At 58.6% G+C, this 22,922-nt stretch carries 20 protein-coding genes and 1 pseudogene; 11 read left to right on the top strand and 10 right to left on the bottom strand.

Features of this window, described 5'->3' with window-relative positions; translation table 11 throughout:
* The first annotated feature begins 1 nt into the window (after position 1).
* The 11 genes from NOX35_RS13000 (at position 2) to NOX35_RS13050 (ending at position 12,187) form a co-directional block, all read left to right on the top strand.
* Positions 2-430 (top strand): TIGR03750 family conjugal transfer protein, encoded by a 429-nt coding sequence (locus NOX35_RS13000; RefSeq protein ID WP_256496846.1) that lies wholly within the window; start codon positions 2-4, stop codon positions 428-430.
* Positions 430-1,170: a PFL_4703 family integrating conjugative element protein gene (locus tag NOX35_RS13005; RefSeq protein ID WP_003055196.1), complete on the top strand. Its 741-nt coding sequence runs from the start codon at positions 430-432 to the stop codon at positions 1,168-1,170. Before NOX35_RS13000 ends, NOX35_RS13005 begins: the two co-directional genes overlap by 1 nt.
* A 5-nt stretch (positions 1,171-1,175) precedes the next feature.
* Positions 1,176-2,264 carry a TIGR03749 family integrating conjugative element protein gene (locus NOX35_RS13010; RefSeq protein ID WP_256496847.1) on the top strand — a complete coding sequence of 363 codons (1,089 nt, stop codon included), beginning with the start codon at positions 1,176-1,178 and terminating at the stop codon, positions 2,262-2,264.
* A gap of 7 nt (positions 2,265-2,271) precedes the next feature.
* Positions 2,272-3,690 carry a TIGR03752 family integrating conjugative element protein gene (locus tag NOX35_RS13015; protein WP_256496848.1) on the top strand — a complete coding sequence of 473 codons (1,419 nt, stop codon included), beginning with the start codon at positions 2,272-2,274 and terminating at the stop codon, positions 3,688-3,690.
* Entirely contained in the window at positions 3,677-4,162 is a 486-nt protein-coding gene (locus NOX35_RS13020; RefSeq protein WP_256496849.1) for a TIGR03751 family conjugal transfer lipoprotein, read from the top strand. The genes NOX35_RS13015 and NOX35_RS13020 overlap by 14 nt, the downstream gene beginning before the upstream one ends.
* Positions 4,159-7,008, top strand: coding sequence for a conjugative transfer ATPase (locus NOX35_RS13025; protein WP_256496850.1), 2,850 nt, complete (start codon positions 4,159-4,161; stop codon positions 7,006-7,008). Before NOX35_RS13020 ends, NOX35_RS13025 begins: the two co-directional genes overlap by 4 nt.
* The gene (locus NOX35_RS13030; protein ID WP_256496851.1) at positions 7,005-7,451 is read left to right on the top strand and encodes a TIGR03757 family integrating conjugative element protein; all 447 of its coding nucleotides are present in this window, start codon (positions 7,005-7,007) and stop codon (positions 7,449-7,451) included. The genes NOX35_RS13025 and NOX35_RS13030 overlap by 4 nt, the downstream gene beginning before the upstream one ends.
* A 62-nt stretch (positions 7,452-7,513) precedes the next feature.
* The gene (locus NOX35_RS13035; RefSeq protein WP_256496924.1) at positions 7,514-8,743 is read left to right on the top strand and encodes a TraU family protein; all 1,230 of its coding nucleotides are present in this window, start codon (positions 7,514-7,516) and stop codon (positions 8,741-8,743) included.
* A 29-nt stretch (positions 8,744-8,772) separates the two neighbouring features.
* A complete protein-coding gene (locus NOX35_RS13040) occupies positions 8,773-10,155 on the top strand; it encodes an integrating conjugative element protein (protein ID WP_256496852.1) in 1,383 nt (460 codons plus the stop codon).
* Positions 10,152-10,565, top strand: coding sequence for a hypothetical protein (locus tag NOX35_RS13045; protein WP_256496853.1), 414 nt, complete (start codon positions 10,152-10,154; stop codon positions 10,563-10,565). The genes NOX35_RS13040 and NOX35_RS13045 overlap by 4 nt, the downstream gene beginning before the upstream one ends.
* Positions 10,566-10,570: 5 nt before the next feature.
* Entirely contained in the window at positions 10,571-12,187 is a 1,617-nt protein-coding gene (locus NOX35_RS13050) for a conjugal transfer protein TraG N-terminal domain-containing protein (protein ID WP_256496854.1), read from the top strand.
* Positions 12,188-12,194: 7 nt separating this feature from the next.
* Here the strand turns inward: NOX35_RS13050 and NOX35_RS13055 are convergent, their stop codons facing one another.
* From NOX35_RS13055 to NOX35_RS13100, 10 genes and pseudogenes are all read right to left on the bottom strand, one after another.
* Positions 12,195-12,431, bottom strand: a complete 237-nt coding sequence (locus NOX35_RS13055; RefSeq protein WP_256496855.1) for a hypothetical protein — start codon at positions 12,429-12,431, stop codon at positions 12,195-12,197.
* Between the two features lie 677 nt (positions 12,432-13,108).
* A pseudogene (ribB, locus tag NOX35_RS13060) lies at positions 13,109-13,750 on the bottom strand (3,4-dihydroxy-2-butanone-4-phosphate synthase); the annotation flags it as partial.
* A 16-nt stretch (positions 13,751-13,766) separates the two neighbouring features.
* Complete coding sequence (locus tag NOX35_RS13065) at positions 13,767-15,212, bottom strand: NAD-dependent succinate-semialdehyde dehydrogenase (RefSeq protein ID WP_256496856.1); 1,446 nt, start codon at positions 15,210-15,212, stop codon at positions 13,767-13,769.
* Positions 15,213-15,265: 53 nt separating this feature from the next.
* On the bottom strand, positions 15,266-16,510 hold the full coding sequence (locus tag NOX35_RS13070; RefSeq protein WP_256496857.1) for a CaiB/BaiF CoA-transferase family protein: 1,245 nt from the start codon (positions 16,508-16,510) through the stop codon (positions 15,266-15,268).
* A gap of 32 nt (positions 16,511-16,542) precedes the next feature.
* The gene (locus NOX35_RS13075) at positions 16,543-17,151 is read right to left on the bottom strand and encodes a glutathione S-transferase family protein (RefSeq protein WP_256496858.1); all 609 of its coding nucleotides are present in this window, start codon (positions 17,149-17,151) and stop codon (positions 16,543-16,545) included.
* A complete protein-coding gene (locus NOX35_RS13080) occupies positions 17,148-18,161 on the bottom strand; it encodes a flavin reductase (protein WP_256496859.1) in 1,014 nt (337 codons plus the stop codon). Before NOX35_RS13080 ends, NOX35_RS13075 begins: the two co-directional genes overlap by 4 nt.
* Before the next feature lie 34 nt (positions 18,162-18,195).
* Positions 18,196-19,173: a tripartite tricarboxylate transporter substrate binding protein gene (locus NOX35_RS13085; RefSeq protein ID WP_256496860.1), complete on the bottom strand. Its 978-nt coding sequence runs from the start codon at positions 19,171-19,173 to the stop codon at positions 18,196-18,198.
* A gap of 32 nt (positions 19,174-19,205) precedes the next feature.
* A complete protein-coding gene (locus tag NOX35_RS13090; RefSeq protein ID WP_256496861.1) occupies positions 19,206-20,270 on the bottom strand; it encodes an LLM class flavin-dependent oxidoreductase in 1,065 nt (354 codons plus the stop codon).
* Between the two features lie 282 nt (positions 20,271-20,552).
* Positions 20,553-21,488, bottom strand: coding sequence for a LysR family transcriptional regulator (locus NOX35_RS13095; protein ID WP_256496862.1), 936 nt, complete (start codon positions 21,486-21,488; stop codon positions 20,553-20,555).
* A gap of 445 nt (positions 21,489-21,933) precedes the next feature.
* Positions 21,934-22,911, bottom strand: coding sequence for a tripartite tricarboxylate transporter substrate binding protein (locus NOX35_RS13100; protein ID WP_256496863.1), 978 nt, complete (start codon positions 22,909-22,911; stop codon positions 21,934-21,936).
* Positions 22,912-22,922: the final 11 nt, after the last annotated feature.

Raw genomic sequence — 22,922 nt, forward strand, 5'->3', positions numbered from 1 at the left:
CATGACAGCGAAAGACACCCGTCCTCAAGGCATGGCCATTGCTTCGGCTCCGCTGACCGATCGCGTGAACTCTGAGCCACCTATTATCAACGGCATGGCAGCAAGCGAAGCCGGGTACATTGGGGCCGTGTCTTTCGCTGCCAGCCTGTTTGTCGGAGGCGTGGTTGCATATATCTCTGGACTTTGGATTACTGTTCCAGTTATATGCATTATCGTGCCTTTCACAGTGCTGTGGTATTCATCACTGTACCTGCAAGAAGTAAAGAGAAACCGCCCTGAAGGCTACTACCTTCATTGGATGCATTTTTTTCTCGTGTCGCACAACTTGGCCAAGCCAAAATTTCTGGTCCATGACGGCCGGATGCAATTGGGTTGCAGCTATCGCTTGAATTCGATCAAGGCTGAAGCCAAATCATCGGAAACCAAATAATGAGCAGTGGTGATTATCTGGACGCACTTGCGTCCGAGCGCAGCCATAGCGCAAAGCTTACCAAAATCATATTTGGCATAGTAGGGCTGGCAGTGGCTGGCATGTGGTTCGCTTCGCGCGTTCCAAAGAATATCGACTTGCACGTCGCGCCAGATATTAAGGCGGGTGACACGATACGGGTTATTGATGGGCAGTCTCCAGTGCCGTCTACAAATGCCTACGGTTTTGCGTACTACATCTGGCAGCAGATTAATCGCTGGCAAAGCGATGGCTCTCAAGACTATGGCAAGCAGATTTATGCAATGCAGTTTTATCTGACTCCGCGTTGCCAGGCGCAACTGCAAACCGACATGCAACAGCGTCACGCCAAAGGCGAGCTGCGCCGCCGTACGCGCCAGATCAGCGAGATTCCCGGCTTTCCGTACAGCGAAAACCGCGTGATCCGTGAAGGCTCGGATGCCTGGACGGTGCTGCTGGATATGCAGGTTCAGGAGACCTTCGCCGGGCAGCCGGTCAAGGACGTATTCATTCGGTATCCGCTGCGTGTGGTGCGCTTCGATGTGGACCGTGAGCGCAACCCTTGGCGTCTGGGCTTGGATTGCTTCGGCAGTAGCCAGCCCGCACGCCTCAATCCTGCGGAGCTCAAGCCTGGCGCGCCGGTTCAAGCGGACCTGAAAGCACCGCGTCTGCCCGGAACTATTGCCCCTTCGAGCCTGCCTCGTGACACCTCTGTCGATTGATCCACATGATCCAACGTCGTTCTCTTTCGATCTGCCTCCTGGTCGCCCTGCAGCTTCTGCATGGCAGCGTCGCTGCTCAGCAGGTCGAATCGCTGGCGGGCAGTACCGAGACGCCCGAGTTCAATGAGCCTATTGACCTGGGCCAAACGGGTGCAGCAGCTGCAACACCAGCTGCAGGAGCCAATGCAGGACGCGCCCCAGCTGGCGGGCGCATGGTGGCAGGCGTTAGCGTGCCCGCACCGCTGGCGAATACAGCCGTGGGTTCCGCCAGGCGCGCAGCTGCCGAAGCGTCTCTACGCCGCGTTGGCCCAGCTCCTTTGACTTCTGGCCCCGCCGAGCGTGCTGTGTTTGCGCGTGAGCCGGTCCGGGTGAATCTGACGGTCGGCCAGGAGCGCCTTGTGACCCTGCCAGCCGATGCGTTGCTGCGCATGCCCAGTGACATGGATAGCGTGGCGCGTATCGAGACGATCGCCGGCACGATCTATGTGACTGCGCTCGTGCCATTCACGGCGATCCGAATCATTGCCGAGCTGGTGGATAGCGGCCAGCAGATTCCGATGGATCTGATTGCGGTAGCTGCTCCAGACGCCAAAGACTCCAAGGGCAAGGTCGTGTCCACGCAGTCCGCTAAAGGCGAGCTGCAGGTTTCTGTGATCGAGCCCGCGACCGTGCCGAACCCCATTGGTGGAGCTGCATTGTCTGGCAGCCAGTCTCAACAGCAAGAGAGCGTTGCTGCGGACATGGTGCAGCTCACTCGACATGCTGCCCGCCAGCTCTACGCACCTCGACGCTTGGCTGGTGGCACGCCAGGTGTGAGCCAGGTTGGTGTAGGAACCGAGCCCGTGTCGACACTGTTCCGTGGCGCTGCCGTGGACGCTGCGCCCGTAGGCCAATGGAAGTCGGGAAACCTGTATGTGACTGCGGTGCGCGTCACCAACCGCTCGCGCTTTGCCCTGGAGCTGCCCTTGGAGAGCTTGCGCGGGCGCTGGCTGTCGGCCACGGCCCAGCATGGCCGGATCGGTGCTGCCGGTACAGACACCGACACCACGGCGGTCTACCTGGTGTGCGATCGCACTTTCGAGTCTTGTCTGTGAGGCACCCATGGCAGTGAAAAGCAACAAACTCACCCCTGTTCTTGTCATCGTGGCCTTCGTCATCGTCGGCTCGGTCATCGTCATGCGCCAGAACAATGCACCGACCGCTGCGCCCATGGCAGCCGCCCCCTTGCCCAAAACGGCGGGCGCAGATGAGGACACGCCCAGCGAGACGCTGGCCACAGTGGTCGCGGCCAACAAGGATCTGCGAGCAGATATTCAGGAAGTGCTCCGTGCTAACCAGGATTTCAGCAAGCGCCTGGAGCGCTTGGAGAAAGGTTCACCTGCAGGCACCTCTTCTGCTGGTGCTGTCGGTGGTGTCAGCAATGACACAGATCCAGCCCCAGTCGATGTCTTTAAGCCCATCGGCGACGCCATCGACTCTGTTACGGGGCTTGGCTCTAATGGCGCCGGCGGAGGTCATCGTCCCGTTGGTGGCTCCCAGGATCTAGGCTTGTCCGGTGGCAGCACTGCCTACAAGGTGGTTCCGCCCATGGGCTACACCACCGAGACAACTCAGCATCAAGGGAAGATGGTTACGCGCTACGTGCGGGTAGCCCCGGACGGCACGCAATCCATGCCCAGTGCGGTCAGCGCGGCCCAGGCCGCACAAGCTGCTCAGGCCACTCAGCCGGCCACGAAGCAGCAACCCGTGGCTTATTTCACGCTGCCGGAGAACTCCACGCTGGCGGGCGTCACCGCGATGACCAGTTTGATCGGCCGTGTGCCGGTCAATGGACGTGTGACGGACCCCATGCAATTCAAAGCCATGGTCGGGCGCGACAACTTGGCAGCCAACGGCTGGGAGTTGCCCGAAGACCTCGCCGGGATGATCGTTACCGGCGTGGCCGTAGGCGATATGGCGCTTTCGTGCACCGAGGGAAAGATCCGCAGCATGACTTTCGTGTTCAACGATGGTGCGATCCATACGGTTTCGGCGCGTCGTGCGCCGCAGACCCAGGCAGGTGCCGGCATCACAGCCATGGCTACCAATGGTTCCACAGACCTTGGATTCATCAGTGATCTGTACGGCAACCCCTGTATTCAAGGCAAGTTCGTGACCAATGCGCCGGCTTACCTGACCGACATCATTGGTGCCAAGGGCTTGGGCGTGGCCGCCGAGGCCTTGGCGCAGGCCCAGACCACCACCATGGCCAGCAGCAATGGCACCACCTCCTCGATCACCGGAAATGCCGGCAGTTTTGCACTGGGCCGCATGGGTTCTGGAGCCACCGATGAGCTGGTGCGCTGGCTGACTGAGCGCCTCAAGAGCTCGTTTGACGCGGTGGTCACGCCCGCTGGCCAGCAGCTGGTCGTGCATCTGGACCGCCAGATCGAAATCGACAAGCCCGCCAACCCAAGAAAGATCGTGCACCGCACGCAGTCCCCCAATGTCCTGTCTGGAGCCCGCTATGGCCTCGAATAATCCCCTTCTTCTTGCCATCGTGCTTCCCGCGCTACTGGCTGGTTGCACGGCTATTGGGTCGCGCGAGTCTCCGCTGAAGGAGGCTACGGCTGGCAGTCCGACCCTGGTGGATGTGTATCGGGGCAAGTTTCAGCCCCCGCAGTCAGCAGCTTCCTCTCGTGAGACGGCGCGTGACCGCCTGGAGCGTGCGTCGGGTGCGCGCCCGATCGCGCGCGGCGACGAAATGACGCAGCGCTACTGGTCGGCCCTGGAGCCTATGCAACAGCGCTTTGCACGCGTGCCCAACCCGGATCTGGTCATGGTGGTCTATCCCCACCTGGCCAAGGGCCGCTACCCGGTGCCTGGCTATGTCACGGTTTTCCCAATGTATGAGTCAACGGAGTACGCCATGCCCGGTGAGGTGGCCGAAGAGCTGCAACAAGGCCGCGCCGCATTCTCACGCGGCCGCACTGCGCGGGAGGCTGGCCAATGAGCGGATTGCTGGAAATGCTGGGCCTGTCTGGGGGCACCAAAGGCAAGCACAAGCGCCGGCTCATGACAGCCGCCGACCGCAAGCAGATGGCCGCCCGTCCGCCCTCCTTCACTGAGCTGCTGCCTTGGGTCAAGTTTTCACCCAAAGACCGCAACTTTGTGATGCGCGACGGCAAGACCTTGGGCGCGCTGTTCGAGCTGGGGGCTGTCGCTACGGAGGCGCAGCCGCTGGAGTACCTGCAAGAGCACTGCCGCAAGATTCAAGAGGCTATCCAGGCGATTCCCGAGGTCGACTCTTCTCCTTGGGTGGTCCAGTTCTTCCTGAGCGATGACCGAAACATCGACGGGCTGAACCAATACCTTCACGACTACATCCTGTCCCAGCACAAGGACGCCAATCGCGCGCAGGCCATCATCGACTCGGAATACACGCAGTCCGTGCTGAAAGAGTTCCGCAGTCACCTGTCGCAGGTTTCCCGAGAGCAAGGGCTGTTCACCGACACCTTGGTGACGGGCCAGACCTGGCGCGGCCAGCAGCGCCGTGTTCGCTGCTGCATCTATCGCCAGTTTGATGACTTGGTCAATGAGCGCCGCATGGCCGAGCAGCAGATGGAGGCGGTGGCCACAACCTTGCTTGCCACGCTGAACGAAGCCGGCGTGACGGCGCGGCGTGCCAACGGCAAGGACTTCTACGAGTGGATGCTTCCATTCTTCAACCGTAGCGTGCCCTGGGCCAGCACGGGCGCCGAGCTGTTCCGCGGCGCGCCCTATCCGGGTGATGAGGGTCCAGAGGGTATTTATGACTGGGATTTTTCCGAGTCGCTGAACCTTTCGGAGCCCTCGTGCAACCAGGAACAAGGCTGCTTCGAGTTCGATGGCCAGCCGGTGAAGTTCCTCACGCTGCAAAACCTTCGTGCTCACCCTAGCATCGGGCACTTCTCCGCAGAAAGCCGGATCGGGAACGAAGCCTATGCGCGGTTTGACCGATTGCCGCCTGGATCGATGTTGTCTGTGACGGTGACGATTGCAGCGCAGTACCAGGTCGAGCGCCACGTCGAGGACATCAAAAGGGCTTCCCGTGCTCAAAACGCCGTGGCGCAGGAGACCCATAGAGAGTCGGAGCAAGTGCTCCAGCACATGGCAACCGGGGACAAGCTCTATCCGATGTTCATGGGGCTGTACCTGAGCGGCAAGACCCATGCGGATCTGGATGCGGCTGTTTCCGAGGTCAATGCCCAGCTGACGCCGACCGGAATGCGTTTCATCGAATCCCGAGAGGACCTGGTGCCGCATGACGCGTTCCTGCGCGCATTGCCATTCGCATTTGATCCCACGTTCGATCTACGCAGCATGCGACGGTCGCGCCTGACGTTTGCGAGCCTGATCGCAGCCATTTTGCCGGTCTATGGGCGCTCACGCGGCACGGCCAGCCCCGGCTTTTGGTTCTGGAATCGGGGCGGCGAGCCCTTGTGGATCGACCCGCTCAACAAAATCGACCGCAAGAAGAATGCCCATATGGTGGTGTTCGGCCCCACAGGAGCGGGCAAGTCGGCGACGTTGAATTACCTGTCCATGCTGGTCATGGCCATCCACCGCCCACGCCTGGTGATCGCGGATGCAGGCAAGTCCTTCGATCTGATGGTCAAGGACATGGCCACCAAAGGCTTGAGCGTGTATCGCGTCAATCTGAGCGGTGACACCGATGTGTCACTGCCCCCATTCGTATACGCCAGCGAGCTGCTGCAGGACAAGGAGATCATGGAGTCCTTCAAGGCAGCTGAGGAATACTTCGGGGCTGGAGCGGGCATTCCCTCCGAAGAGGATGCTGAGCTCGTCGGTGCCGAGCGACTGATGGAGTCGGTCAATGAAGTGATGGAGTCGGCTGACGCCGACGACGACTCGGACGAAGAAAAGCGCGACTACCTGGGCGAGATGCTCATCTCGGCCATCATGATGATTACGGGTGGTGAAGACGCCGAGCTCAAACGCATGACGCGCGCCGACCGCTATCTGGTCACCAGGGCCATTATTCGAGCTGCAGTGCGCGTGTCTACGGAGGGGAAGCGCCATCCTCTGACACAAGACGTTGCCCTGGAGCTGACGGCCATGGTCAAGGACGCATCTCTGTCGGAGCACCGCCGCTCGCGCGCCGAAGAGATGGGCCATTCGATGATGAGCTTCACGACAGGCCTGCGCGGCAAACTCTTCAACCGCTTGGGCCAGGACTGGCCCGATGCCGATGTGACCCTCGTGGAAATGGGCACACTGACCAAAGACGGCTATGAGGATGCGCTCGCTGTGGCCTACACCAGCCTGCTGGACTCGGTGCAGTCGCGCGCAGAGGCCGCTCAGCATGAGGATCGCCCCCTCATCATGCTGACTGATGAAGGGCACTTGATTACCACCAACGAGCTGCTTGGCCCGAAGGTGGCCAAGGGCACCAAGATGTGGCGAAAGCTCAATGCCTGGTTCTGGCTGGCCACGCAGAACTTGAAGGACTTCCCCGGGAGCATGTCCCGCGTGCTGTCCATGTGCGAGTTCTGGATGTTGCTGACTATGGACAAGAACGAGATCGAGGAGATCGCGCGCTTCAGGTCGCTCACACCAGAGCAACGCCACATGATGGAGTCTGCCGTCAAGGAGCCGGCGAAGTACACAGAAGGTGTGCTCATCAGCGCGAACAATCAGTGGCTGTTCCGAAACGTGCCGCCGGCACTGCCAATTGCGCTGGCAATGACCGAAGGTCATGAAAAAGCGGAGCGCCGCCGCCTTATGGACGAGCATGGGTGCTCCGAGGTGGAAGCGGCCTACCGCGTGGCGGCACGACTGCAGGAGGCGCGCGCATGATGCGGTCATCCCTCACTGCCCTGGTGCTGGGCCTTTGCGCTCATAGCGCCCTGGCCCAAGGCTCTATCGGCCCTTCGGTCACGACCGTGGAGGTCTTCGCCAATTCGGCCACGGTGGTGCGGCCGCCGTTTCGCCAGCCTGGCTATGTGCTCAAGGTCTATCGCGTGGACGCCATGGCCCAACTTGAGCAGCAGCTCAATGCAGGGCTGCCCAAGAGCGAAGCCGACGCCATGGCCTATATGCGTCAGCACGAGGCCGAGATCCGCCGCCGCTACAAGGACCAGATCACCAATGCGGCCTCCGGCATGACGCTGGCCGTCCAGTACCGATTGGACCGGCTCCCGGCCATCGTCATCAATCGCGCCAAGGTCATTTATGGAGTTGCGGATGTGGACCGCGCCATCGAACTGTTCGCCGCCGCTCAGCAAAGGCCTTCCCGATGAAAAAACGAGCTTCCCTAAATCTCAGGCTGCGCCGTCTCGTCGCGGCCGTCAGTACGGCTTCGATGTGCGCCGTGCTCACACCGGCCACCACCATGGCAGGAACCACCACCCCGGCCATCATCGCGAATACGGCCAAGGCAGCCTTGTCTTGTGTGTCGTACTCCGTCGAGGGCGTGTGCTTTTTCTTGAGCTGCGGCTGGACCGGATGCTGGATTCGGACCTCGATCAAGATCTCCCACTATGTGCCAGACGTGGTGGTCAGCACCTACAACGAGCCGCTGCGCCACCCTTGGACCGACATCGGCACGGTCGTGGCCACCACGTTGACAATGGCTGGATCTGCACTGACAGGACGGCTGCTGGACTCGTCCGCCGGCGGCCTGGACAGCAACTCGGCCATGGCGAACTTCAAAGGGGCGGATGCCATAGGCAATCCTGCCGGCATGTTTGCCAGCATGCTCGCGTCTGGCGGCATGTTCACAATGCCGAAGTCCATCGCATTTCCCACGGTTAGCGAGTTGGCCAAGTTTCCCTCGAAGGAGCTGCCCAACATTGGGCGCCAATGGACCCAAGTGCCTGCCAGCATCGCGGAGACCGTGGCATCTGATGCCAAGGGCCTGTTGAGCTCGGAATCATTGCTGGCCAGCCTTGGAACGATCCTCAAGACCATCGAGGGCGTGAAGCAGGTGATGGAGATCGCCGAGACAGTGCAGCAGATCCAGGCAGGCATCGCCGGTCTGCAGCAGCTCTCTGAAATTCTCTCGGGCAGCACCGGAGGTGCCCTCTTCTGTCCTGGCGGAGCCAGCTATTTCAACCTGCATTTCCAAAGCGAACTCGATGCGCCTTTCTGGCGCGGCATCGTGCCCGTGGAAATGATATATCCGCAGGCCTGGGTACCCGGACTGGGCGAGATCGGCTCGGGCTATACGCAGACCTGGGGCAACCTGCACCCACGTACCGGTGAAATCATCCAGTCGCACCCCGTAAAGGCTTCTGCAGTGCTAGCTGAGCGTGTCGCCTCGATCATCTACAAGGAAGCTCAGCCTCACATCTACTCGCGCGTCCAGCCCTCAGGGGGCTATCGCTACTTCAACTATGGCGAGAAGCGCAAATGGCAGATGTTGTATCCGCAGGCTTGGTCCGGGTGCCAGCAATTCGGCCAGAACGACTCGCTGTCGCTGACTTCGTTCGGGGATGGAGCCACCAGCTCCGATGACGGCTACGCCTGGAACCTTTGGCAGAAATACACCTGCTGCCGACGCCGGGGTGTCTACCTCTACTCCGTGCCTTGATTCCCTTGCCGTCCCACTCCATTTTCACTATGACAAACGCACACTCCCCTTCCCTGCGCTTTAAGCGGATCTGCGCGGCCGTGACCTTGGCCTGCGTGCTGGCTCCCTCGGTCGTGACACCTGCGGCCGCCCAGACGGTTACCTCGTCGGGCCTCTACTACCGGATGGGCGGGGGCTCGCCGATAAGCGCTGCCCCCCATCGCAGCGCCTTGTCGATGCAGCTGGGCGCCGGCGTCCGCGCCAACTATTCCTGCGGCAAGTTCGACATTGGGCTGTCCTGGTCGGACCTCATGAACAGCATCCAGAACTTGGGTGCGACGATCACCGGGGCAGTGCAAGCAGGTATCTCGGCCCTGCCGCTGTATTTCCTCCAGCGCGCGCAGCCAGGCCTCTATCAGCTCTTCCAAAACTTCAGCCAGAAGGCGGATCTGCTGGTCTCTGCATCGCTGAAGACCTGTGAGGACATGGAGGCGATGATTAAGAATGGCCAGGACCCTTACGAGGAGTACATAGCCCTGGCCAAGGGTGATGCCTGGAAAGTCAAGGCCAATACGGGCGGCAGCGTGGTTAATGCCAAGCTCGATATCAACAAGAACGAGGCGGGCCAGCGTGCCGGATTGCCATGGGTATTTGGCAGCCGTGCCGGTGGGGCTGGGACCCCACCTATCCAGCCGATCCGCGACCTGGCCGTCGCCGGCTACAACGTCACCATCAACAAAGCAGCCAACTCGCTGTCGACGGCGAACTACGGCAGCTCCTCGCTGGCATCGACGCGCCTAGTCCAGGCCTTCAAGACCCCGGACGACCTGGCTCGCTGGAGTGCCGAAGTTCTTGGCGACCAGAAAATCTATATGTGCACCCAAGGCTCCGATTGCCCGAGCCCCACCATCACCTCGACGGCGACCGGCCTGGCCCCGAAATTCGAGCGCGAGCTGGACGAGGTACTGCCCACGATGCGCAATATGGGCTTCAGCACTTCAAGCAGCCATGCCGACCTGGCCAAGGTTAGCGCTCCCGGCATGGCCGTGAGCCCACAGCTGATGGACGCCGTGCGCAAGCTGCCGACCGATGTGCGGTCCGTGGCGATCAACCGCCTTGCCCAGGAGGTTGCGGTCTACAAGACCATCGACAAGGCACTAATCGCGCGTAACGCGCTGATCTCCGGTATGAGCCTGCCCGAGGCCACGGGCGCTGCTCCCGTTAGATCCGAAGTGCAGACGAAGATTGACCGCCTGACTCAGTACATCAACGACATGATGTTTGAGTTCCGCATACGGAAAGAAATGACCGGCGAGACAGCTTTGTCGATTATGGGCAACCAGCAGCAAGCCGGGGCCGCCTCGATGGATGTGCAAGGCGGCACGCGTGCAGATCCTGCGCCGTTGGTCGACGGACGTGTGAGCACAAGATGACCGACACCGAAAAAGTCGTGGAAGCGTCTCAGTCGGTTCCAAAGCGTAAGGGGCGGCTTCGTCGTTGGCTGCCCTGGCTCATCTACGGTGCCTTGATCGTTTTGATTGGCGGCACCTTATTGACCTGGCTGCTCAAGCTGGAGCCCTCACAGGTCGTCTCTGTCTCAGCGTGGTTTCGCAAGGGCGCGCAACTCGGGACGCTTACTCAGACCGCCCTGTGCTGCTGGGTGATTGTCAGCTGGCGTCCGATCGTGGCCTGGGGATTCAGACGCGGCTACGTGGCCAAGCATGAGCTGCGGGCGGTGCTGGCTATGCGCTGGCGCGTTGCCGGCATGCTGACGATGTACCTGGCACTCGTGCCAATAGGCGCGGGCAATATTGCCCGATTCATCATGGGCCTTATCTCCTGATCGATATGCAGCTCGATAGCTATCTTGAACTTTTTACGACGCTCTACGGCTGGGCATTTGCCAACCTTCTCGGCGAAATTTTGACCGGAACCGGCCTGGCGGCCCTGCCCTTCGCGCTCATCGCGTTTAACGCGTGGCATAGCGCCAAAGAAGAAGGCGCAGGGTTTAACGGTGTGCTGGCTCTCATCGAGTCCATACAGACCAAGCTGATTACGGCATTGCTGGTCATGGCGCTGTGCTTCGCGACAACGCCTTTTACCTCGCTGCACAACATCAATCTCAGCTACAAGCCAGAGCGGGCTGCAGATGGTTCTGAGACCCAGGTCGTGTCGACACAGGGCGGGACGAACTCGGGCTACGACCGAGCGATGGCCGACGCGGTGAACGGCTCTTTTGCCCGATCTGGAAACCTGTCCTATGTCCCCTTGTGGTGGTACAGCGTCATGGGGCTGTCCTCTGGCATCAATGGCGCTTTTCGGGCGGGTATGACCAGCTCTGAACGCGATCTGCGCGTCGTAGCAGATCTGGCCAGGATGGCCACGATTGAAGATCCGGCTCTGTTGCACGATGTGCAGCGCTTCTACAGCGAGTGCTTTGTGCCGGCACGGAGCCAGTATTTCTCGATGGACAAGAATCAGATCTCAGCAAATGGCCGAGGCATTCTCGCTGAGGGCAGCATCTATGGCCCCACGGATGTGGACTGGGTCGGCAGCCAGTTTTTCCGATTAGAGCCCGGTTTCTATGACGTGATGCGCTCATATAACCCGGTGCCTGGCTGGAGCATCGACTTCAATCGCGACAGCGAATACATGCAAGGTGGCGCTTCGGATCAGGGCTTTATGAACCCGGACTGGGGGCGCCCAACCTGCAAGCAATGGTGGGAAGCTGACGCTGCTACAGGAGGAGTGCGAGAGCGCCTCACCAGCAACACCTCGACATGGCGGAGTCTCTTGCAAGTTGCCCAAAACACTATCACGTTTAGTTCGACAGATGAGGCCAAGGATGCCATGGCAAAGCTAGCCTTTGAGAAGGCCAACCCGACATTTGTGAGTCCTGACAAGATGCTGGGCGATGACTATGGCAAGGGCACGAACGCGTGGCGTACTGTCACAGGGGGGATTAGTACCATCGGGGTGGGTAAACAGGCATTTGAATCCTCACTCGGCATGGTCCCATTGTTGAATATGCTTCCCATGCTCCAAGCACTTGTACTGATGGCGTTGTATATGTTCCTGCCATTGATCGTAGTGATTAGTTGCTACGATTTAAAAGTGATGGTGGTCGGTGGATTAGCAATATTCACGGTCAAATTTTGGGCCGTGATGTGGTTTGTGGCCCGTTGGCTCGACGCTCATTTAATCGAGGCGATGTACCCAGGTTTAACCGGATCTGCATTGATGCAGGAGATTACGCAAAGCGTGAGCTCAGGTCAGCCACAGCTATATAAGCGCATGATTCTTAACACGTTATTGGCGCTTATGTTCATTGCGCTTCCGCTCATCTGGAGCTCCATGATGGCGTGGGTTGGCTATCAACTTGGGTTTGAAAACTACAGCATTAACAAAGCAGACAACCTCTCTAGCAAAGCTGGCAAGGGGTCTGGTGTTCGATTAAAACGTTGAGAGCTAGTTAACGGTCTTTTTCTTGTTCGCACCAATACTGAAGATCACCCATACCAATTTCTCCATTTTGGAATGCAGTATGGGCATCGTAAGCGCAGGCGATCGAGGTGCTTTCCTCATCATCCGTCATGGGCGAAGTGAAGAAGGCCCAGGCAGCGTTCCAGAGCGATCCGAGCACTAGACTGCCAAGGATCAGCAGGACTCGCCAAAGCAGGCCGATGAGCGCGGTAAAGAGTTTGAGCATAGGGACTCCATCGAAGTGAAATAGATCTTCGTGGCTCCCTGTGCGATCGTGCATCGCACACGACCCAAATTGAGTGGCCTCCACATCCTTCTGGATGTGCGCCAAGCAGATCACATACCTGGCGAGTCCAAATCTTGGCTATTACAGCGCAAGCGTTTCAGATGGTAACGTATTCCCGCCGTAGCGTAAAGCTTGCCTCTAGGCCGCGGGTGCGGGCGATCGTTGAGCTCCATTCCGCTTTGAGCTGACCAGCGGCAGCATATGTCCGGTAGGCGACCGTCTCAGAACGACCGGTTGCGGCCATCCACTTGCTGTCGTTTATAGATACAGCACCACCTTCCGGTTAGCGCTACTTAGCTGTCATTCATTCCCTCTGCGTCAGCAGCCTCAAGAGTAACTCTGAAGTGCCGCAATCTAGGCTGCTCGATCATGGTCAGCCTTGTTTCCCGCACTCACACGTTAAGCGTTCTAGTAGACCGAATTCCTGTCGCCTACGCGGTGGTTAATTCGTTGCATCAACCGGTTGAATCCGCCACCCGAGCCGCCAAAGGGCAAATTCAACGAGGCGATACAAGTGCTTCTAGTTAACGGGTACAGCGAGGCAAATGACCAGCATCGCCGATGCAGAGTCAGGCACACCGCACAGGGATCTCGAACCCGATCAAATCGTCCTGGTACTGCGCCAGTGCCTGTACCCGCTGGCGGTATGTGATGATATGGGCAATCGCTCCTATCTTCAAACCATGCTGCAATGCAAACTGCTGCAGATCCGGAAGGCGGGCCATGCTGCCGTCATCATTCATGATTTCACAAATCACGGCCGCCGGCGTCAGCCCAGCTAGCGCTGTGAGATCGCAGCCGGCTTCAGTATGGCCGGCGCGTGTTAGCACGCCGCCGTCGCACGCCTGCAAGGGGAAGATATGCCCTGGCCGGACGAGATCATTGGCTTGAGCGTTTGCGCCGACGGCCGCCTGTACCGTCCGAGAGCGGTCGGCTGCGGAGATCCCTGTACTCACGCCGCACGCGGCTTCGATCGACACCGTGAACGCTGTGCCATGGGCTGTACCGTTCTGCGACGTCATCAGCGGTAGATCCAGCCGCTCGCAATGTGCTTTGGTCAAAGTCAGGCAAATTAGGCCCCTGCCATTCTTGGCCATGAAGTTAATTGCCTCCGGGCTCACATGGTCGGCGGCGATGACAAGATCGCCTTCGTTTTCACGGTCCTCGTCATCGACCAAAATCACCATGCGTCCTGCGGATAGTTCGGCTAGCAGTTCTGGAACTGTGGCGAGCGCAGCGCTCATAGGGTTGGTTTGCATCGCAGTCATATACGCCTCACACAGCCAGAATCGACACGGACTTGGTATTCAGATAGGCTTCCATGGCTTCGGGGCCCCCTTCTGAGCCGTAACCGGAGTCCTTGATGCCACCAAAGGGCATTTCCGCCGAAGTCACGGCCGGCTGGTTAACCCACAGCATGCCGACTTCCATCTGCTGGGACAGCAGGTGGGCATTCTTGAGTGACTTCGTGAATGCATAGCCAGCTAGGCCGTAAGGCAGGCGATTGGCTTCATTGATTGCATCTTCCAGCCGATTGAAGCCACGCACCGCGACGATGGGGCCAAACGGCTCGTCGTTGAACACCTCGGCATCCAGCGGTACATCGGCCAGCACTGTTGGCGCGAAAAAGCAGCCGTCAGTGCCCAGGCGCACGCCGCCAGTGGCAATTTTTGCGCCCGACATCTGCGCATTCGCCAGCAACTTGTCCATTGCCGCCAGCCGACGCCCATTCGCCAGTGGGCCCATGGTCGTGCTTTCGTCCAAGCCGTCGCCCAGCTTGAGACTCTCGGCGTGCTTGACCATCTGTGCCACGAACGCGTCCTTCAAGCTGTTGTGCACCAGAAAACGGGTTGGCGCAATGCAGATCTGTCCTGCATTGCGGAACTTGGCAGCGCCCGAAGCTTTCACAGCCAGGGCCACATCGGCGTCTTCTGCAATGATGACGGGCGCGTGGCCACCAAGCTCCATAGTCGCGCGCTTCATGTGCATGCCGGCCAGGGCCGCTAGCTGCTTTCCCACAGGTGTGGAACCGGTGAACGTCACCTTACGGATGACGGGGTGGGCAATCAGGTAGGACGAGATTTCGGCGGGGTTTCCGAACACCAGGCCCAGCACACCAGCGGGCACACCAGCATCAATGAAAGTCTGCAGCAAGGCGGCAGGCGAGGCCGGAGTTTCCTCCGGCGCCTTGACCAGAAATGAGCAGCCACAGGCCAGGGCCGCGCTGAGCTTGCGAACCACTTGGTTAATGGGGAAGTTCCATGGCGTGAAGGCCGCCACGGGTCCCAGTGGCTCCTTGATCACCTGCTGTTGGTTGTCCAGATTACGTGACGGCACGATGCGGCCATAGGTGCGGCGCCCTTCATCGGCGAACCACTCGATGATGTCAGCTGCGGCCAGTACTTCACTGCGCGCTTCGAACAAGGGCTTGCCCTGCTCTTGTGTTAGCAAAGCAGCCACCTGATCGACGCGCTCGCGCAGCAGGCCCGCAGCCCGGCGCATGATGTGCGCGCGCTCATGGGCTGGAACCAGGCGCCAGGTTTGAAAGCCTTGCTGCGCGGCCACTAGCGCGCGGTCCAGGTCGGGAATGCCCGCGTGTGCCACGCGGCCAATCGTCCGGCCGGTCGCTGGGTTGATCACGTCCAGGGTCTTACCGCTGGCCGCGTCTACCCATTCGTTGTTGATTAGCAGGCGGGTGTCGGTGTAGTGGTGGGATGGCATGGGAGTCATTCGGTATCAGAAATGCGGAAAATGGTGCGCCGTCGTGCCGCGCGTCAGATGGCCTGTGCGCTGCGCAGATTGATAATCTGCGCCGTAGTCAGGCCCAGCTCGGCGAGCACTTCCTCGGTGTGCTGGCCCAGCGCTGGAGGCGCATAGCGCAGCACGGGCGGCGTTGCCGACAGGCGCAGCGGGCTCGCCACACCCACGATGCGCTCCACGCCATCGCCTGCATTTCTCGGTAAGGACACAACCAGACCCCGGGCTTGGGCCTGGGCGTCATCAAAGGCCTGAGCAATGTTGTTAATCGGACCACAGGGCACAGCCTTGTCCTCAAGCAGCGTGATCCACTCAGCCGTGGTGCGCGTTTGGGTGATGGCTTCCATCAGCACGACCAGGGTGTCGCGGTGTTGCACGCGCAGCGTGTTGGTGGCAAAGCGCGCATCACGTGCCAGCTCGATCTGGCCGGTCGCCTCGCAAAAACGCTGAAACTGCCCGTTGTTTCCAATGGCCAGCATCATCGCGCCATCCTGGGTGCGAAAGTCCTGGTATGGAGAGAGGCTCGGGTTGATATTTCCCTGACGCTGCGGCGCCACTCCGGTGTTTAGGAAAGCGCTGGCCTGGTTGGCCAGGATGGACATACCCACATCCAGCAGCGCCATGTCAATGTGCTGGCCGAAACCAGTACGGTCGCGTACCTGCAGCGCCGCCAGGATGGCCGTGCTAGCGTAGACGCCCGTGAACAGGTCGGTAAGCGCCACGCCCACACGCAGCGGACCACCTCCTGCCACCTCATCTGGCCGGCCAGTGATGCTCATCATGCCGCTGCTTGCCTGGACCAGCAGATCGTAGCCAGCGCGTGAAGCGTAAGGCCCAGTGTGACCAAAGCCGGTCACACTGCAGTAGACCAAGCGGGGGTTGGCGGCGCGCAGGCTTTCATGATCCAGGCCATATTGCTGAAGCCCTCCTGTCTTGAAATTCTCTACTACCACGTCGCTTTGTAGCGCCATCTGCCGCAGTAACGTCTGGCCTTCAGCCGTCGCCATGTCGATGGTGACCGAGCGCTTGTTGCGATTGCAGGAAGTGAAGTAGGTAGCTTGGTCCGTGTCCCGACCGTCTGCGTCTTTCAGAAATGGAGGGCCCCAGGCGCGCGTGTCATCACCCACGCCAGGGCGTTCGATCTTGATCACATCGGCGCCCAGATCGGCCAGGATTTGCGTGCACCACGGTCCAGCGAGCACACGCGTCAGGTCCAGCACCTTTAGTCCAGCTAGCGCAGCTTCTTGCAATGGAGTGTTCATGTCAGGTCTTGAGAAATTCGTAGAACTGGTCATCACAGCGACCAGGCCATGCGCAGCGACGGACGCTGGCAAGCATCGGCATACCAGCGGGCCACGGCCGGGAAGCGCTCTCGCCAGCCAAAATCGGTAAAACGCAGGTCCAGGTACCAGAGCGCGCAGGCGATAGCTATCTGACCGATGTCAAACACCTCACCATCCAGCAACTGCGGCTGGGCGTCGAGAAAGGCCAGGGAGGTCTCGACCTTGTCAAGCTGGCCGGCTCGCCAGGCATCCCAACGTAAGGCCTTGGGGCGTGCTGCCTCCTCGTAGCGTGCCAGTACAGCGCCATCCAACATGCCGTCGCCCAGCGACTGCAGTGTGAGCGCAGCCCAGCGTGCACCGCCGCAGGCAGGGATCAACGAGCCGCCCACCATGTCGTTGAGGTATTCGCAAATCACTCGACTGTCGTAAAGCACCTGCCCATCGTCAATGAGCAAGGTGGGGACCTTGCCCAGTGGATTAAGCGCAATCACGCTCTGGTCCCGCTGTACCGGGTGTACGTTTGCGGGCAGTAACGTAATCTCTGTGCCTAGGCCCAATTCCTGCGCGGCGATCAGGCATTTGCGCACGAAAGGTGAGAATGGAGAGAAGTAGATCTTCATGATTGAATCGTCCCAGGTGCACCCCAGACATTGTTTTCTCGCCAGAATTTGTCTTTACCCAGGAAATCTGGCAGGCCACTGCGTGTGTTGCGTATCACTCGGCCCAGCAGGACTTTCAGCAACCGGGCTTCGTTTGCATCCAACCCCTGCATAGCATCTTCCTCGGCTGCCTTGCTCATTGCCATGTTTTCCAACGCCGACTGGCGCCCTGCGGCCGTGAAGTACACCTGCGTCCCCTCCACACCCGCCTGCAATGTGATCAACCCTTGCGCGACTAGGTCCTGGAAGTGTTCATTGGCCGCTCTGTGGCCGGTGAGCTCCAGCAGCCGTTCCAGCTCTGCCCTGCCTCGCCCGTCGCCCATGCTTAAAATTGACAGGATGCTGCGGTGAATTTCACTGAGGCCGCGGCGCTGGATATCGACGCGCAGCGGCGCCATCAGTTGGAAATAGGCCCGGCGCAGTTGGAAGCCCAAAAAGTCGTCACCAAAATCCCAGCCAGAGTCGATCACCTCGTTGTCGGCTTTCTTCAGCAGCAGCCCGTATTTCCCACTATGGAAAACCAGCGGTGCGCGATCGAAGCTTTCAAACGACACCACTTCTCCGACAAAAATGACGTGGTCTCCGCCTTCATAGCGATAGGTCGTGCGGCATTCGAAGCGCGCCGAACACCCACCGAGCAGCGGCACATTTTCCACACCGCGTTCGACTTCGATTCCGGCAAATCGGTCGCTCTCGCTTTTGGCAAATTGATTGGACACTTTCTCCTGCTCCAGAGAAAGAATATGCACAGCGAAATGATCGGAGTGCGTGAAGGCGTCGAGATTCGAGGACTTCTTGTCCAGGCTCCACAGCACCATGGGCGGATCCAGCGACACCGAATTAAAACTATTGGCCGTGAGCCCAACGTCCTCGCCGTCTGCGCCCCGTGTCGTGACCACGGTCACGCCGGTAGCAAATGCACCCAGGGCTTTGCGGAATTTTTTGCCGTCAATGGAAGATGTGTTGACCATAAAGATACTCAAAGCGAAGAGGAGGCGCCGCAGTTCATTGCAGCGGGGGCGAGCCGGCGTCTTTGTAAGCTTTGGCCCAGTGCACTAGCTCTGTCTCGACCGTCTTGGCATGACGCTGTGGCGAACCGCCATCGATGAAATAGCCCAGATCCGCGAGGCGCTCGATGACCTGCGGCTTGGCCAGTGCTTGATTCAAGGCCGCGTTGACTGTTTTCACTGCCACGTCCGGCACCCCTTTGGGAAAGGCCAAGCCAATCCAGGTCGTAGCATCCACCTGTCCCATGCCTGATTCCTTCATGGTGGCGACGTCCGGCAATTGGGGGATACGCCTTTCGCCGGTCACCGCGATAGCTTTGGCCCGGCCATTCTTGATTTCAGGAATCGCCGCACCCGCGATCATGAACGTCAGGTGCGTGCGCCCGGGAATCAGGTCCAGCAGCAGCGGAGGGCTGCCGTTGTAGTTAATTGTTTGCACGTCAGCCTGGATGGCTTTCTTGTACAACTCCGCAGCAAGAAAGGCCGTTGGCGTGCCGGAGCCGATGGTATAGCTGGCCGGCTTGGCCTTGAGCACCTGGTTCAGCTCCTTGAGGTTGTTCGCCGGAAGACTGGGTGTTGCCAGAAGAACACCAGGTGTCGATGCAATCAGTCCGGCATGAGTGAAATCATGTACGGGGTCGTAGCCCAACTTGGCGTCGATGGCCGGATAGATCGCCATCGTCGATGTGCTACTGACCACCATGGTGTAGCCATCCGGCTTTTCCTTCTTGGCGGCCAGAATGCCGATTTTCCCCCCGGCCCCTGGACGGTTTAGGACGATGATGGTCTGTCCCAAGGATTTGCTCATTTCCTGCGCTACTAGCCGTGTCAACACATCGGTACCACCGCCGGCCGGGTAAGGAAGTATGATTTTTATTGGCTGATTGGGGTACGTTTCGGCCATTGCCCCCTTGAGAAAAGACAGCCCCATTAATGACAATAGGCAGCAATATTTAGTGATAGCGCGACGCGACATAGTTATCTCCGTATTTATTTTTAAAACCTAGCTCACTTCATCAAAAGCGGCATAACGTGCTTGCCGAAAATTTCCGCCTCCTGGTCGTGTGGGTAGCCTGAAAGGCAAAAACCACTGCAACCAGCGTCCACGAATTCATACAACTGCTCAGCCACCTGCTTGTAATTACCCACGACAGCCACACCAGCTCCGGCGCGAACATCGTTGATGCCCGTCCATAAATGCGGCGTCATTTTCCCGTTCTCCACACTGGCTAGTGCTATCTGACGACTGTTAGCCACGGAGTTGATTCCCTGATCGCGCTGCTGCTTCAGTGCCTTCTGGCTTTCAGCTCCCTCCACCAACTGGTGTGCGAAATCCCAAGCCTCTTGCTCGCTTTCACGGCAAATCACCTGCAGACGCATGGAATATTCCAGCTCATTTTCTCGACCGTATTTAGCCGCGACTTCTTTAATTTTTTTGATATTCTCTGCAATAGCCGATGGGTAATCTCCCCAGAACAAATGCACGGAAGAATGCTTGGCGGAAATTTCAGTGGCCTGATCAGAGCCACCGCCTAGGAAGAAATTCGGATGGCCATTTTTCATTTCCGGAATAATGACTGGCTCGTTGACATTGTAGAACTCGCCTTCGAACTTCACGTCCTTCTCGGTCAGCAGCTTCTTCAGAAGAACCACTTCCTCTTCCATTTTTCGATAACGCGCTTCCTTGGAAGCCAATTGACCTTCCGCCAACGCTTCGTTTTCGCTCAGGCCGGCGATCAGATTCAAATACAAGCGATCACCGGTAAACTGACAGAATGAGGAAATCATTTTCGCTTGCATCACGGGATGAACGAATCCGGGCTTCATGGCTACCAGTGGCTTTATTTTCTTGAGATTAGCTGAAATAAATGAAGCTGTTGTCCATGCTTCCCAGCAACCTGGACCGACTGGAATTAAAATGTACTCAAAACCCGCATTTTCCGCATTGGATGCCACTTTCATGAAGTGATCCATTGTGCGAGGAATCGCTTTAGATGGATTGCCAAAAGCGGTCAAATCACCATTCGTTGGGCAGAACCAGCCCATTTTCAGCTTCTTCATTTCATATTGCATTTGGCATCCTTACTTTGGATATATTCTCTTCAATCGGTTAATCCATTGATTAACTGAAAGTAAATGAGAGCATATCTGCGCACTTGCCAAATGAAAAATGATCTTATTTAATTTTCAACATTAATCCCATTCATACCCCGCTTTCCATGCCCGCCCTGGGCTGCGGTCAACCGGCCATGCAGGCAACGTCTTGGCGTGCCTCGGCCCGGGGTGAACGCCCCCATGCGCTCGCCCTGCGTATGTCGAAGCACAGTTGTCGAGCGGCGGCACCCACACTGAACACTAACGCTGCGGGCTCAGCAGCCGCCCCTTGGGAATCTCGCGCACTTTTTGCAACAACCACATCACGCCCGGATCCGACTGGAAGCGCGCATGCGTGGTAGCAATCAGCGGCGAGGCGGGGATCTCGACAGGCAGATCGTAGACCGCCAGGCCCAGCAGGTCGCCAAATTGGTCTGCCAGCAAATGGGGCAGATGGCAGATATAGCCACATTGCGCAGCAACCATAGCCATGGCCATGTAGTTCTGCACCACTGTTGCGATAGGCCTTTTCAAACCATTTTTCGCAAGTGCAATGTCCACCACCGAGCCGCGATGGTCCAGCGGATGAATCACCACATGCGGAATGGAAAGATAAGCCTCCAGCGTCATGGCCCTTCCAGGAAGAGAGACTTCCTTGGAAAGCATGGCCACCATCGACAGCTGGTTGACCTCCTCATTCACAATCGCTGCGCCATGGATATCCCGCGTGCTGAGCATCAGTTGCAACTCGCCTTTCTCCAGCATGTCGCAAGCAGTGCGCGTATCAGGCATAGCGCGGAATTTCAAACGAATGCCTGGAGCTTCCTGCGCGATTTGCTTGACCAGCAAAGGGGTCATGGACAGCTCAACAATTTCACCCAGGGCAATATGGAATTCTCGCTTCACCGTCGCCGGGTCAAAGCTGCTTTCCAGGGAAATCGTGTTGCCAATCTCGTCCAATGCTTTTTTGATGGGCTCTACCAGTCGCTGCGCGCGCAGCGTGGGTTGCAAGCCTGAACGGCTGTGCAGAAAAAGCTCGTCGTCCAGGGCAGCGCGCAAACGTTTGAGCGCATGGCTCACGGCCGACTGGGTCAATGACAGTCTTTCACTGGTTCGGGTAACACTGCGCGTTTCCCACAGCTCCAGGAAAACAACAAGGAGATTCAAGTCAAATCGGCTTACATTGAATTTTGACATTTTTATATATTGAAGGCTTTATGCTGCGCGTATTGAAGGTCTGCATTAATACCTACAGCTCGCAGCAAGTAGCAAGCAAGGTCAACCTCAGCATTGAAGATTCGCTGACCACTACCCGAGCGGATCTTTCGCGCAAGCCCCCCGGGAGCTGCTTGGAAGCAAGACGTTGCCTTTGGCAGCGCCTGTAATGTGACCGAAGGTAGAGGAAAATTAGCATAGACCGCCCCAACATGCATCGCTGCGGGGCATGCAGTGTGATGCAACTGCCGCTAAAGGGTTGGGTAAGTGGGCGCCCGTCCGCACCGGCAGAAGGAAGCATGAGCTAGCCCTGTAGCCAAACCCGGTGGGCGGCCCCAGGCTGTCCCCAGATCAGACCTGAATGCGCTGTAGCAGGCCCTTACGTCTCCGCGGCGAGACAGAGCCTGTCCACCACATCCATCGGCAATCACATATCGAGCTTGATGTTCCCCGCCACGATAATGCTGCGCCACTTCTCGGAATCGGCCGCAATGAGCTTGGAAAATGCCGAAGGCCCCTGCGCCACGTTGTCAGAACCGAACGTAGCGATCAGTTTCTGGAGATTGGTAGAACGAGCGATTTTCAAAGTCTCCATGGTCAAACGCTCGGTCACGTCCACAGGAATACCTGCAGGCGCCAGAAGCCCGTACCAGCCTCGGGCTTCGAAACCCGGCGCACCGCTTTCTGCGACGGTTGGAACGCCAGGCAGCAGGTCTACACGCTTGAGGCTCGTGACGGCCAAGGCCACTAAAGAGCCCGATGCGATATGCGGCATCACAAGCGCCAGATTTTCAAAGGCGTAGAGAACCTCCGACGCCAGCACGGCCAACACGGCCGGTGCGCCGCCCTTGTAGCCCACATGCGTTGAAGTTAGTTTCGTTTTCTGCAGGAAGAGTTCGGCGGCTAGGTGTTGGGGCGTCCCAGCGCCCGCAGAGCCGTAGAAGTTTTTGGTGCTTGCATCCTTTAAGCGGGCCGTGAGATCGCTCAAGCTTGCGAGACCCGATTTTTTGGAAACAACTAGGACCAGTGGGGTCGCCGCTAGGAGACTGATTGGCGTAAAGTCTTTGAGTGGATCAAAATTGACGTTCTTGTACAAAGAGGCATTGATGGCCAGAGGCCCACTTGCCCCCATCAGCAGCATGTGAGCATCCCCTGTGGCCTTGGCCACAAAGGCAGTGCCGATATTGCCGCCCGCACCGGCCTTGTTATCTACCACGACAGGCTGCCCCACGGACTTGGCCAGATCGATGGCAACCGCACGGGCCAGGATATCGACAATACCCCCCGGAGGATAGGGATTCACCAGCCTGAGTGCTTGTTGGGGCCAGGTCGACGCTGCAGCATGGCCTGAAGCCCAGGTTGCACCGAGCGCCGGAGCAGCCATAAGAAATTTACGTCGATCCATCGATTTCTTTC

The organism is Comamonas sp. C11, from assembly GCF_024496285.1.
GTDB lineage: Bacteria > Pseudomonadota > Gammaproteobacteria > Burkholderiales > Burkholderiaceae_C > Comamonas > Comamonas testosteroni_F.